Origin of the sequence: Bacillus sp. 22475 (assembly GCF_052044835.1) — a bacterium.
Classification (GTDB): domain Bacteria; phylum Bacillota; class Bacilli; order Bacillales; family Bacillaceae_G; genus Bacillus_A; species Bacillus_A cereus.
Genome location: NZ_JBQENW010000003.1, coordinates 317,884 through 331,105, shown reverse-complemented (window position 1 = coordinate 331,105; position 13,222 = coordinate 317,884). Strand labels below are relative to the sequence as shown.

Genomic DNA, 13,222 nt, shown 5'->3' with positions numbered 1-13,222 from the left:
CTGGATTTTGATTGTAACTAAGAACATATAAAAGTTCACTGTTATTTATTGGAGAGCCTGTTTGTTTTTCTATCTTTTGTATTTCACTCTGCATAAAAAAATATTTCTCAACATTTTATTTGTTGAAAAAGATTGAATATTCGTATTATAACGAATATTATGTTGTTATCGGCAAAAAACGATAATTTGCAGACACTGGGGAGGAAATACATTGAAAAAGAAAAAGAAATTAAAACCATTAGCGGTATTAACAACAGCAGTGGTACTAAGTAGTACGTTTGCTTTTGGAGGTCACGCAGCGTATGCTGAGACACCAACATCATCTCTACCAATAGATGAGCACTTAATACCGGAGGAGCGTTTGGCAGAAGCGCTAAAACAACGGGGGGTAATTGATCAATCTGCATCACAAGCTGAGACGTCAAAAGCTGTCGAAAAATATGTTGAGAAAAAGAAAGGGGAAAACCCTGGGAAAGAAATCTTAACAGGAGATAGTCTTACACAAGAAGCTTCTGATTTTATGAAAAAAGTAAAAGATGCAAAAATGAAGGAAAATGAACAGGCACAGCAGCCTGAAGTAGGCCCAGTAGCTGGACAAGGTGCAGCATTAAATCCAGGGAAATTAAATGGAAAAGTACCTACTACATCAGCGAAGCAAGAAGAATACAATGGAGCTGTTCGAAAAGATAAAGTACTTGTTTTACTTGTAGAATTTAGCGATTTTAAGCATAACAATATTGATCAAGAGCCAGGATACATGTATTCTAAGGACTTTAATCGTGAACATTATCAAAAAATGTTATTTGGTGATGAACCATTCACTTTATTTGATGGATCGAAGATTAACACATTTAAGCAATATTATGAAGAACAATCTGGTGGTAGCTATACAGTTGATGGGACTGTAACAGAATGGCTTACTGTTCCAGGAAAAGCATCAGATTATGGTGCTGATGCGGGTACTGGTCATGATAACAAGGGGCCTTTAGGACCAAAAGATTTTGTGAAAGAAGCATTAAAAGCAGCGGTAGCAAAAGGAATCAATTTAGCAGACTATGACCAATTTGATCAATACGATCAAGATGGTGATGGAAATAAAAATGAGCCAGATGGAATTATTGATCATTTAATGGTTGTACATGCTGGCGTTGGTCAAGAAGCTGGCGGCGGTAAATTGAAAGATGATGCGATTTGGTCACATCGTTCAAAACTCGGTTCAAAACCATATGCAATTGATGGCACGAAATCTTCTGTTTCGAACTGGGGCGGAAAGATGGCTGCATACGATTATACAATCGAGCCTGAAGACGGAGCGGTTGGTGTGTTTGCACATGAGTATGGCCATGATTTAGGCTTACCAGATGAATATGATACAAAGTACTCAGGACAAGGTGAACCTGTTGAGTCATGGTCTATTATGAGTGGTGGTAGCTGGGCTGGAAAAATTGCAGGAACAGAGCCAACGAGTTTCTCACCACAAAATAAAGAGTTTTTCCAAAAGAATATGAAGGGGAATTGGGCGAATATCCTTGAAGTAGATTATGACAAACTTAGCAAAGGCATCGGTGTTGCGACATATGTAGATCAAAGTACTACAAAATCTAAACGACCTGGAATCGTTCGTGTTAACTTGCCGGACAAAGATATAAAAAATATCGAATCGGCGTTTGGTAAGAAGTTCTATTATAGTACAAAAGGAAATGACATTCATACAACACTTGAGACGCCAGTATTTGACTTAACAAATGCAAAGGATGCTAAGTTCGATTATAAGGCATTTTACGAACTTGAAGCGAAGTATGATTTCCTTGACGTATATGCGATTGCAGAAGATGGAACGAAGACACGCATTGATAGAATGGGCGAAAAAGATGTAAAAGGCGGCGCGGATACAACTGATGGTAAATGGGTTGATAAATCATACGATTTAAGCCAATTCAAAGGAAAAAAAGTAAAACTGCAATTTGAGTACTTAACAGATATTGCAGTAGCTTATAAAGGATTTGCGTTAGATAATGCAGCCTTAACTGTAGATGGAAAAGTTGTTTTCTCTGATGATGCAGAAGGTCAGCCAGCAATGACGTTAAAAGGCTTTACTGTGTCTAACGGATTTGAACAGAAAAAACATAATTACTATGTAGAGTGGAGAAATTACGCTGGTTCTGACACTGCGTTACAACATGCACGTGGCCCAGTATTTAATACAGGAATGGTTGTATGGTATGCGGATCAAAGCTTTACAGATAACTGGGTAGGCGTTCATCCAGGTGAAGGGTTCTTAGGAGTTGTAGATTCTCATCCAGAGGCAATTGTAGGGACATTAAACGGACAACCTACTGTGAAGAGCAGTACGCGTTATCAAATTGCCGATGCGGCATTCTCATTTGATCAAACGCCAGCATGGAAAGTAAATTCACCAACTCGCGGTATCTTTGATTATAAAGGATTACCAGGAGTGGCGAAATTTGATGATTCTAAGCAATACATCAACAGCATTATTCCTGATGCAGGACGTAAGTTACCAAAATTAGGACTGAAGTTTGAAGTGGTAGGCCAAGCTGAAGACAAGTCTGCAGGTGCAGTTTGGCTTCATCGATAAAATAAGGTGAAAAGAAGAGGAGCTGCCATAAGTCGGTGAAATTGACTTATGGTAGCTCTTTTCTTCTTGTGAAAAAACTCTCTGTTTTTTTATGTACTTATTGGAAAAATTCGAAGTTTCTTTGATATATATAATGCTCCGTTTGTCCAATTATAGAAGCTATTTTGGACGTAAGAAATTTGTAAGTAATGAGTAAGAAAAAAGAGATTTTTATAGTATAAAATATTTATTATAGCTACTTTTAACACCTGATACTAATAGTGTGCTATAATATGAATTAGCAACAAAAAGGAAAGGAATTAGAACAATGACCTTAGAAAATACTAAAAATTTAAAAAAACAAGTTGCTCCTTTTGAAAAATCAACGATTAAAAAAAGTGTTTGGCAACTGATCAACACAATCGTGCCATTTATTATTTTATGGTACCTTGCTTATAAAAGTTTGTCAGTTTCTTATTGGTTAACATTAGTTCCAGCATTGTTAGCCGCTGGATTTATGACAAGGATTTTCATTATTTTTCATGATTGCACCCATTATTCGTTTTTTAAAAGTCGACGTGCAAATAGAATAGTTGGAACGTGTATGGGTGTTTTAACATTATTCCCATTTGATCAGTGGGGGCATGAGCATTCTATTCACCACGCTACGAGTGGTAATTTGGATAAAAGGGGTACAGGAGATATTTGGACGCTTACAGTAGATGAATATGTAGCAGCACCATTTAGACTTCGTTTAGCATATCGTTTATATCGCAATCCATTCGTTATGTTTGGGTTAGGCCCGATTTATGTTTTCCTGCTTAAAAATAGATTTAACCGAAAAGGTGCTAGAAAAAAAGAACGTATGAACACTTATTTAACGAATATTTTAATCGTTGCTATTATAGGAATGCTTTGCTGGGCAATTGGATGGCAATCGTTTCTTTTAGTACATGGTTCTATATTTTTAATAGCAGGTTCAATAGGTATTTGGTTGTTTTACGTACAGCACACATTTGAGGATTCTTATTTTGAAGAGGATAAAGATTGGGAATATGTGAAAGCGGCAGTGGAAGGAAGTTCTTTTTATAAGCTTCCTAAAATTTTGCAATTCTTAACTGGTAATATTGGATTCCATCATGTACACCATTTAAGCCCAAGAGTACCTAACTATAAACTAGAAGAGGCACACAATAATACGCTTCCGTTAAAAAATGTACCAACGATTACGCTTGCTACAAGCTTACAATCACTACGTTTCCGTCTTTGGGATGAGAAAAGTAACAATTTTGTTAGCTTTAAAGATGTCAAAAATATAATTAAAAATAATGTTTCTGTTCGAGTGAAATCTGAACTATAATTGCATCGTATATAAAACTCCCCTTAATCATTTTCGATTTAAGGGGAGTTTTTGTTTAAAGAGTAGATGCCAGATAAGAAGAAAAATTAAATGATTCAAATTATAATTGAAGCAGATTAGAAAATTGCTTGTATGTAAGTACAAATGTAAGTTGACAGTAAATACATTATGTTAACAAATGGAGTTGTCATGAATTTTCCGTTATGATAATTGTTCATAAATCCGACGAAAATTAATAGCAAAAAGGGGGGGTACACATGCCTATCAACTTAAAAATGAAAACAAAGTGTACTTTCTGTGTACACTTGTTTTTTCATACGCTCACGAAGTTGTTTTTCTGTAAATCGATACATAATCACCCGAGTGAATAGTTTTTTATCCTTTCCAATATAAGCTTCTTTTATTTCATAGGACTGTCCTGATTTTAAGGTATCCATGATGTGCTCTAAATCAACTTTGATGTACTGATATTGTTTTTTTATTGTTCCGTTTCGAAAGTATTCAGGAAATTCATTTTTGACATATATCCTATTGTTTAATTTGAGTCGCGGTATATAGTACACACCACGTTGATCCATTAGAACAAATTATCCTTTTCCATACCGATCACACATCTTTTGTAGAATGATAGTATCAGCATATCCCAGTTTAAGAGGTTACTTGCAAAAATATTTAGAATTTTTTTGCGATAATCCTCCGAAATGTAATACGGACTTTAAATACTTTCATTTATAATTCTCTATTTGTCTATACTTTTCATATCGCTGTTGTATAAGCTCTTCCGAGGATAATAGTATCAATTTTTTTAGAGATGATTCGATTACAGATTCAATCATTTTTGCCTGTGATTGTATATCATTTTGTGCTCCACCTTTAATTTCAGGAATGATTTCATCAATAATTCCTAAATGTTTTAAATCTTTTGCTGAAATTTTCATATGTTCAGCAGCTTCTGGAGCATACTTAGCGTCCTTCCATAGGATAGATGCTGCTCCTTCGGGCGAAATTACCGAGTACCATGAATACTCTAACATATGGATATGGTTACCGACACTAATGCCAAGAGCTCCACCACTTGATGCCTCTCCAATTACAATACAAACAATTGGCACTTTAAGTGTAGTCATTTCAAATAGATTTCGAGCTATCGCTTCAGAAATTCCACGTTCTTCAGACCCTATCCCTGGATAGGCGCCTATTGTATCAATAAATGTAATAATAGGGCGATTAAATTTATCAGCTTGTTTCATAAGTCTTAGCGCTTTTCTATAACCTTCTGGATGTGCCATTCCAAAATTTCTTTCTATACTTTCCTTTGTATTTCTACCTCTTTGATGACCAATAACCGTAACGGGCATTCCTTTAAATTTTGCAATACCACCTATCATTGCTTTATCATCACCATATAATCGATCACCATGAAGTTCGAGAAAGTTTGTAAACAATAAAGGTATATAGTCCAATGTCGTGGGTCGATTACGTAGCCTTGCAATTTGAACTCGTTGAAAAGGTGTAATATTAGAATAAATTTTATCTTGCATTTTATTTAAACGTTTTTCTAATTCATGAATTTCTGACGATAAATCTACATTATTTTCTTTCATAATTTTCTTTAATTCATCAAATTTCTCTTTTAATTCAATAATAGGACGTTCAAAATGCAAACTCATTTTATCCTCCAAATGTTATGACTTACCTCACTCTAATCAAAAGGCTTAGAAATAGAATCAATAAATAATTCAAAACCATCCACAACTATTTTTTGTTCTGATTCTGATAAATTATTGAGAATACTTTGATAAAATGTAATGGATTGCTCTCTTAAGCAATTAACAGTTATGTGACCTTTTTCTGTGAGGTGCAGAAAAAGTTCTCTTCTATTTTTTTCATTTACTTCACGATAAATAAGCCCCTTTTTTACTAACTTATCTACCAATCTACTTACAGTTGAAGTCTCTAATCTAAGTTTATTGGATAGTTGCCAAACAGTTAATTTTTCCACCTCTAGTTCTTCTAACGCCATCATTTGAGAAGTTGGTAAAGGTTTTTCAAATGGTCCATTGGGCAATTTTTGAGATTCAAAAACCCCAGTTATTATAATCATTTTCTTAATATCTTTTCTTAGTTTTAAGGCATCTTCTCTTTTCAAAAAGGTCACCCTCCTACAACTATTGTATCATACATCAATTGTATTATACATGAATATGATTTTTTCACAAGCTTAACGTAAGCCAATATTACAACATGGACGAGATATTTCTTCTTGTTAAAATGGTATAAGTGGATTGTTTTCTACAAATAGCAGAACATCAATTATGTATCAGGGGCCTTTATGGGGTACCGCTCATCGAAATCAAGCTAAGAAAATAAAACTACCCCCAAAAACGAAATTTTGTGACAACTTGTGACGAAATTTCGTTTTTGGGGGGGGAATTCTAAATTCTTAAGTTGATGGGCATGGGAATCGTACAACATTATATCCAAAAATAAGAAAAGACTTGAACGGAAATTCCATTCATTTTTCTTGGTGTTCCTCATTCCATACACTTAAATAGGACGCATATTCTAATTCATCTGGATTCTCATGTAACATAGAAATGAATTCTAATTTATTTCCATCACAATCTAGAAAGTATACACTTGCAGCAGGCATCCACCTTTGGACAATTGGCTTTTGATTTCCTTTTCCTTGACTTCCTATCACTGCTATTCCACGTTCCTCTAACCACGCTTTAGAAGTCATTAAAAACTCTAAATTTACACCAAAAGCAAAATGTCTCGGCTCAAAGTCTTCAATGTTTTGTACTTCCCATAGTCCAAGCATTTGTTGTTTATTTTCTCCGACCCAAAAGAAAGCCACTCTTCTTTTGGAGAATTTTCTTGCTAACGTTAATCCTAGCTTGTTTTGATAGAAATTTATTGCGTTTTCTAAATTTCTTACATGTAAATGAGTTTCGTATATGTTCTGTATTATTATGATCATTCCTTTCTTTATTTGTAACTACCAATTAAATAGTGAATGTAATTCTAAAGTTGAAATATGTATAAGCCTAGTAATGTACATCTATATCCGATATACCTATTTACTATTATATTGAAATTGGAATGTGATAAATCCCACTGAGGTAGTAAGTGTTTAAATGAACACTCTACTACTTTTGTAGGAGAGGGGATATATCTATTAAATTCAGATGAAATCATATTTAAATAATGAAAAACGCTATTCTTTTCGTAAGAATAGCGTTTTTTTATGTTTTTAAGTTGGTGGCCATAGGGTAGAATTTGAAAAATGAGGATTTACAAAGCTAAGAAGTTTAACTCCACAAAAAAATCGATTTCCTGTGGAGTTAAAGGAATCGACTTTTTTATTTACCTTGATGTATTAACGCAGCTGTTAACTTAATAGTAAATAAGTAGAATCCACTATTTCTCCCAAAGTTCGATCAATCGACCTTCAGGATCCTTAATCCAAATAAACTTTCCAAATTCACTGATTTCTTCTTTCTTCTCAAGAGGTACACCAATATTCTCAAGATGCTTTATAGTCTCGTTTAGATTATGTACTTCGAAATTTAACATCACTTGTTGTTCTTTTGGAAAATAATTGTCATTCTCTGTAAAGAAAGAAAAGATGGTCTCATTTCCTAACTGGGGTTTAATCACAGTTCCATTCCAATCTTCTATATCAAGTTTCAACACTTCACTGTACCATTTTTTTATAACATCAAGATTCTTAGTTCTCCAAAATATTCCTCCAAAACCTTTTATCATCGTATCTAACTCCTGTCTGTCTTTAAATATATATTAAATATATCAAAACAAAACAGTAATAGTAAGCAGAATCATCAACTTATGAATAGTAAAAATAGTAATTGCTAGTATTATAGTATTTACTACATTAACACTTTCTACAACATCATTAGCAGAACTTGAAATTTTGGGAAAGGTATAGAAATGCTCATTTTTCAACCAAAAGTTCACCTGAGCAATCCAGAACTTAAAGTGTTATAAATAATTCTTTCAATAGTAGGGGGAAATGAGAGAAGGAACGATAAAAGACCACACATGAAGTGAAACGCCACGTGTGGTCTTTTATGTATCGTCAAATATTACGAAGTCTCGCTAATTTTACTTTCACTATGAGTGTTAGTAGATATTCTTTTCTTAACTTTAAAGTGATAGTAGGTATAGCAAAAGATGATAAATGGTACAGTGCAATAGATTCCAAGTCGTTGTTCTGGGATAAAAATAAGACTGATTAATATAATGCCATACAATCCAAAACCAAGAATTGGTACGAGTGGATAAAGTGGTGTTTTAAATTTTAAGTCTTCTAATTTTCCACCGTCTGCTAAATAATGTTTGCGGAAAAAGAATTGAGAAACACAAATTGACATCCAAACAATAATGGTAATGACTCCGGAAATTGAAATGAGCCATAAGTAAACCGTTTCAGCAGCTACTACGCTTGTCAAAAGAGAAAAAGCAGAAATAGCTATCGTCATGATTAAAGCGTTGAGAGGAATCCCACGTGATGATAATTTCTTTAAAAAGGCTGGAGCCATTTCGTTTTTTGATAAAGACCAAAGCATTCGAGTAGCAGCGTATAGTCCTGAGTTTGCAACAGAAAGAACAGCAGTAAGAATAACAAAGTTCATAATATCAGCTGCATATGGAATACCGATATTATCAAAAACAGCAACGAATGGGCTCTTTGTTAATCCAGCTTCTTCCCAAGGAATTAAAGCAACAAGAACAAAGATTGCTAAGACGAAGAAAAACATTGTGCGCCATATAATATTTCTAATAGAACGAGGTAAAGTTTTTGCTGGATCTTCACTTTCACCTGCTGCGATTCCAACAAGTTCTGTACCTTGGAAGGAATAGTTGACTGTAACCATTGTTAAAAGAATAGCGGCAAGTCCATTTGGGAATAAACCACCATGATTTACGAAATTTGATAATAGCGGAGCGGGTTCGTCACCTTTTAAATCAATAAAACCGAACATAGCGGCGCCGCCAAGAATAATGAAAGCGATAATGGCAGATACTTTTATACTTGAAAACCAAAATTCTGTTTCTGCATAACTACGAGCAGATAATGCGTTAATAGTGAAGATTGTAACGCCAAATATTAAACACCAAACCCAAACAGGAATATCAGGAAACCAGCGCTGCATTGTAATGCCGGCAGTTGTAAATTCAAGACCGGTCGTATTCGCCCAGCTTAACCAATACAACCATCCGATTGTAAAGCCAGTTGCAGGATTGATGAACTTAGTGGCATATTCTTGGAAAGAACCTGAAACAGGCATGGCTACAGCAAGTTCACCAAGACATAGCATAACGAAATACATTAATAATCCACCGGCCATAAAGGCAAGTACGGATCCGCCAGGTCCAGCTTGACTTATAATAAAGCCAGATCCGTTAAATAACCCCGTTCCAATCACACCACCGAGTGCAATCATGAATAAGTGTCTACTTTTCATCGTCCGTTTTAATTCATTGTTTGTATTGCTTACTTGCGCCATTGTTTTCCTCACTTTCATAGGTGATAGAATAAAGTTTGATGTTTTTCCGTATTATGGAATGTATTCCGTGATGTGAAATCTTGTTATAATTTTCAGATAATTAAAAAGAAAAGTCAATATTTTTTTGTTTGCGTTTTCAATTCTTTGTTAGTGATATGTTTTTATTGTTAGAAAATTAAATAAATAGATTGATTTCATTTCGAATGTTTGCTAAATTGATAGTTAATTAAGCATACTAACATATTACGAGTAAAGTTGAGGCGAGTTATGGTACAGTCCATTGATCGAGCGATAAGTATTATTAAATTATTGAATTCTACAAATGAAAAAGAGTATTGGGCTATTTCTGATATAGCTGATGGAACACATCTCCCGGTTAGTACAGTACATAGATTACTTAACTCTTTAATGGAGCATGGGTTAGTTACACAAATTTCAGAGACAAAACAGTACAAAATTGGACCAATGTGGATGGAAATAGGGTTACGTCAATTGGAGAAGGTAGACTACAGATCTGTTGCAAGAGAAGTGATGAAACGTTTAGCTGCTGAAGTGGAGGAAAGTGTCTATTTAAATATTCCAAACGGAACACATTCTATTATCATTGAAAGAATTGATAGTCCTTTAAAAATTCGAGTTATCGATAATCTAGGGGAACAAATTCCACTTTCAATTGGTGCCGCAAATAAAACGATGCTTGCCAATATGAAAACGAATGAAATGGAACATATTGTAGAAAATTTACTTTCTTCATTACCAGAACAAAAGCAAATTCTTCTTAATCAAATAAAGCAAATAAAAAATGAAGGATATGCTGTCAGTTATGGTGAAAAAACAGAAGGGACAGCTTCAGTAGCTGCACCTATTATCGGATTTAATCATAAAGTAGTAGGAGCATTAAGTGTTGGGTTAATTAGTCATCGTATTAATGATGATCGACTATCTTTTCTTATTAGCAAGGTAAAACAAGCGGCTCATGAAATATCAATAAAAATCGGCAGTACATCAGAACTATAATTTTGATAGCTGTCGTCATTTTTTTATTCATATAATGGAATTAGTTTTCATAATGCGGAAAAATAGGGGGATTTATATGTCAAAGTGGCAATCAAAAGAACAATTGATTCAATTATTAAGCGGTCTTGTTGAAATTCCTAGTATTACCGGTTCAGAAGCTGAAGTAATATTGCCAGACTTTGTTGTGGAACAGTTATCTGATTTACAGTACTTCAAAGAAAACCCGCATCATTTACAAAAAAATCCGACAGGGGACGGACGATATTTTGTTACAGCACTAGTAAAGAAAAGCGATAGTACAAAAAATACTGTAATTCTAGTAAGTCACTTTGATGTTGTAGATGTACAAGATTACGGAGTGTGGAAAGAAGATGCATTTAATCCTAAAAAGTTAACATCTATGTTTTATTCTCATAAAGATGAACTTCCAGACCATGTACGTGAAGATATAGAACATGGGGAATGGCTGTTTGGTAGAGGAACAATGGATATGAAATGCGGCCTCGCATTACAAATGGCAATGATTGAACAAGCATGTGAAGGAAGATTCGATGGGAATGTTCTTTTATTGGCTGTACCAGATGAAGAAGTGAATTCTGTAGGGATGAGGGCCGCTGTTCCAAGACTGTTAGATTTAGCTAGAGAGCATAACTTAGATTATAAAACGGTCTTAAACTCAGAGCCTATGTTTTCAAGACATCCTGGTGACCAAAATAAGTATATTTACACTGGCTCTATTGGTAAAGTATTACCTGGTTTTCTTTGCTATGGAAAAGAGACACATGTAGGTGAACCTTTTGCAGGCTTAAATGGGAGTTATATGGCTTCATTAATAACAGCAGAATTAGAGTTAAACACAGACCTTTGTGACATTGTAGAAGGGGAAGCGAGTCCTCCGCCAACTAACTTACTTCAAAGGGACTTAAAAGAGGATTATTCTGTACAAATTCCGCATCGTGCAGTTACATTATTTAATTTGTTTTTATTAGAAAAATCAATGACAGATGTAGTTTCATTGTTACGTCAAAAAGTAACGAAAGTAGCAGAGAAAATAGAAGAGTCGTATGAAAAACATGCATATCGTTTTTCTAAATATAATCCATTTATACCACCTAATCTCAAAGTAAATGTATTAACTTATGAAGAGCTTATCACATATGCAATTGAGCAACATGGACAAGAAAAAATAAATCATATTCAATCTAATATTATAAAAAATAGAGAAGATAAAGATGATCGTGCGGTAACGATTGATTTAGTAGATAAATTAGCGATTTTATGTAAAGAAAAGGCACCGATGATTGTACTTTTCTTCGCTCCGCCGTACTATCCAGCTGTGAGTTCACGCAACAATCCTTTAATAAAAGAGGTAGTTGTAGAAATGGAAAAGTATGCACACTACAATCATAAGATTACATTTGAAAACCAAAATTATTTTGGGGGGATTTCAGATTTAAGCTATGTAGGCTTGCAGTATCCACTGGATTCAATGAGTTCGCTTGTAGACAATATGCCATTATGGGATAAAGGTTATTCAATTCCGCTTCAGGAATTAGAAGAGTTTGATGTTCCAGTATTAAATATGGGGCCGGTAGGAAAAGATGCACATCAATGGACAGAACGTCTAGATGTAAACTACGCATTTGAAACACTAATAGATATGTTACCGAAATGCATTGAAAAATTATTAGTTTCTAATAAAATTACACAATCATAGTAGGGAATAGGTAAGGGATAAAATAGAACCTTTAAAGAAGATTTGAATTAAATTATTTTAATATAATTAAAAAGCGGAACGGCCAAGCTCAATTTTATATGAGTTTGGCCGTTTATCATGTAGTGAATTTTTAATTAAAATTATGTGAATTCATAGCTAACGTAATCTCTTTTATAGTTTTATTTTTTAGTTTGACCAGATAGTTCAACAGACTTTTGCGTACAACGTTGCATAGCTGAAATAATCGCTGTTCGTAATCCTTTTTCCTCTAATGTTGCTACAGCTTCTATTGTCGTTCCACCAGGAGAACAAACCATATCTTTCAATTCACCTGGATGTATTCCTGTTTCTAGTACCATTTTTGCAGAGCCTAACACAGCTTGAGCAGCGAATTTATATGCTTGATTTCTTGGCATACCATCTAGTACAGCAGCATCTGCCATCGCTTCTATAATCATATATACATAAGCTGGTGAAGAACCACTTACGGATGTGACAACATCCATTAATTTTTCACTTACGATCTCTGTTTGACCAAAACTATTGAAAATGTTTAGTACATCTTCTAAATCTTTTTCTGTCACCATTTCATTCGGGCATAATGCAGACATTCCTTCTCCAACAAGAGCAGGAGTATTAGGCATTACCCTTACAACCTTTACTTTTTTATTAAATGCATTTTCAGTACTTTCAATACTTTTCCCAGCAGCGATCGTAACGATGATAGCATCGTTTTTGATTACTTCTTTTATTTCATTAATTATTGACGCGTATAGGTCTGGTTTGATTGATAAAATTAAAATATCAGCATTTTTAGCTACTTCATTGTTGTCGGTAGTTGTAGTTAGCCCATATTTTTCACTAGCATTTTTTAAATTAGCAGTGTTTAAATCTGAACAAATAATTTGATTTGAAGACACTATATTTTTGTTTATCATTCCGCCAATCATAGCCATTCCCATATTTCCGCAACCGATGAATCCAATTTGTTTATCCATAATAACTCAATCTTGCTC

General features: G+C 34.3%; 10 protein-coding genes and 1 pseudogene. 4 read left to right on the top strand and 7 right to left on the bottom strand.

What is annotated here, in order from left to right:
• The first annotated feature begins 211 nt into the window (after positions 1-211).
• Together ACTJJY_RS07990 and ACTJJY_RS07985 are read left to right on the top strand one after the other, a co-directional pair.
• Positions 212-2,599 (top strand): immune inhibitor A domain-containing protein, encoded by a 2,388-nt coding sequence (locus ACTJJY_RS07990; protein WP_440605341.1) that lies wholly within the window; start codon positions 212-214, stop codon positions 2,597-2,599.
• Between the two features lie 307 nt (positions 2,600-2,906).
• Entirely contained in the window at positions 2,907-3,938 is a 1,032-nt protein-coding gene (locus ACTJJY_RS07985; RefSeq protein ID WP_000171496.1) for a fatty acid desaturase, read from the top strand.
• A gap of 290 nt (positions 3,939-4,228) precedes the next feature.
• Here the strand turns inward: ACTJJY_RS07985 and ACTJJY_RS07980 are convergent.
• The 6 genes and pseudogenes from ACTJJY_RS07980 to ACTJJY_RS07955 all read right to left on the bottom strand — a co-directional run.
• Positions 4,229-4,516: pseudogene (locus ACTJJY_RS07980) on the bottom strand (IS4 family transposase); the annotation flags it as partial.
• A 147-nt stretch (positions 4,517-4,663) separates the two neighbouring features.
• Complete coding sequence (locus ACTJJY_RS07975; protein ID WP_000052088.1) at positions 4,664-5,608, bottom strand: acetyl-CoA carboxylase carboxyltransferase subunit alpha; 945 nt, start codon at positions 5,606-5,608, stop codon at positions 4,664-4,666.
• Between the two features lie 32 nt (positions 5,609-5,640).
• Positions 5,641-6,087, bottom strand: coding sequence for a MarR family winged helix-turn-helix transcriptional regulator (locus tag ACTJJY_RS07970; protein ID WP_095690649.1), 447 nt, complete (start codon positions 6,085-6,087; stop codon positions 5,641-5,643).
• Positions 6,088-6,453: 366 nt separating this feature from the next.
• Positions 6,454-6,912 carry a VOC family protein gene (locus ACTJJY_RS07965; RefSeq protein WP_141241136.1) on the bottom strand — a complete coding sequence of 153 codons (459 nt, stop codon included), beginning with the start codon at positions 6,910-6,912 and terminating at the stop codon, positions 6,454-6,456.
• A 449-nt stretch (positions 6,913-7,361) separates the two neighbouring features.
• The gene (locus tag ACTJJY_RS07960) at positions 7,362-7,709 is read right to left on the bottom strand and encodes a VOC family protein (RefSeq protein WP_016081144.1); all 348 of its coding nucleotides are present in this window, start codon (positions 7,707-7,709) and stop codon (positions 7,362-7,364) included.
• Positions 7,710-8,047: 338 nt separating this feature from the next.
• Positions 8,048-9,472 (bottom strand): amino acid permease, encoded by a 1,425-nt coding sequence (locus tag ACTJJY_RS07955; RefSeq protein WP_016081145.1) that lies wholly within the window; start codon positions 9,470-9,472, stop codon positions 8,048-8,050.
• Between the two features lie 267 nt (positions 9,473-9,739).
• Between ACTJJY_RS07955 and ACTJJY_RS07950 the strand changes: the two genes are divergently transcribed.
• Positions 9,740-10,489 (top strand): IclR family transcriptional regulator, encoded by a 750-nt coding sequence (locus ACTJJY_RS07950; RefSeq protein WP_000250751.1) that lies wholly within the window; start codon positions 9,740-9,742, stop codon positions 10,487-10,489.
• Positions 10,490-10,541: 52 nt separating this feature from the next.
• Positions 10,542-12,206, top strand: coding sequence for a M20/M25/M40 family metallo-hydrolase (locus ACTJJY_RS07945; protein WP_140155489.1), 1,665 nt, complete (start codon positions 10,542-10,544; stop codon positions 12,204-12,206).
• Positions 12,207-12,385: 179 nt separating this feature from the next.
• Here ACTJJY_RS07945 and proC read toward each other — a convergent pair whose 3' ends face one another.
• Entirely contained in the window at positions 12,386-13,204 is an 819-nt protein-coding gene (gene proC, locus ACTJJY_RS07940) for a pyrroline-5-carboxylate reductase (RefSeq protein ID WP_000360725.1), read from the bottom strand.
• Positions 13,205-13,222: the final 18 nt, after the last annotated feature.

What these genes read in the sequence shown, in the direction of transcription:
- proC (WP_000360725.1), bottom strand. Translation starts at nt 13,204, where the DNA reads ATGGATAAACAAATTGGATTCATCGGTTGCGGAAATATGGGAATGGCT.
- ACTJJY_RS07950 (WP_000250751.1), top strand. Translation starts at nt 9,740, where the DNA reads ATGGTACAGTCCATTGATCGAGCGATAAGTATTATTAAATTATTGAAT.
- ACTJJY_RS07985 (WP_000171496.1), top strand. Translation starts at nt 2,907, where the DNA reads ATGACCTTAGAAAATACTAAAAATTTAAAAAAACAAGTTGCTCCTTTT.
- ACTJJY_RS07955 (WP_016081145.1), bottom strand. Translation starts at nt 9,472, where the DNA reads ATGGCGCAAGTAAGCAATACAAACAATGAATTAAAACGGACGATGAAA.
- ACTJJY_RS07960 (WP_016081144.1), bottom strand. Translation starts at nt 7,709, where the DNA reads ATGATAAAAGGTTTTGGAGGAATATTTTGGAGAACTAAGAATCTTGAT.
- ACTJJY_RS07945 (WP_140155489.1), top strand. Translation starts at nt 10,542, where the DNA reads ATGCGGAAAAATAGGGGGATTTATATGTCAAAGTGGCAATCAAAAGAA.
- ACTJJY_RS07975 (WP_000052088.1), bottom strand. Translation starts at nt 5,608, where the DNA reads ATGAGTTTGCATTTTGAACGTCCTATTATTGAATTAAAAGAGAAATTT.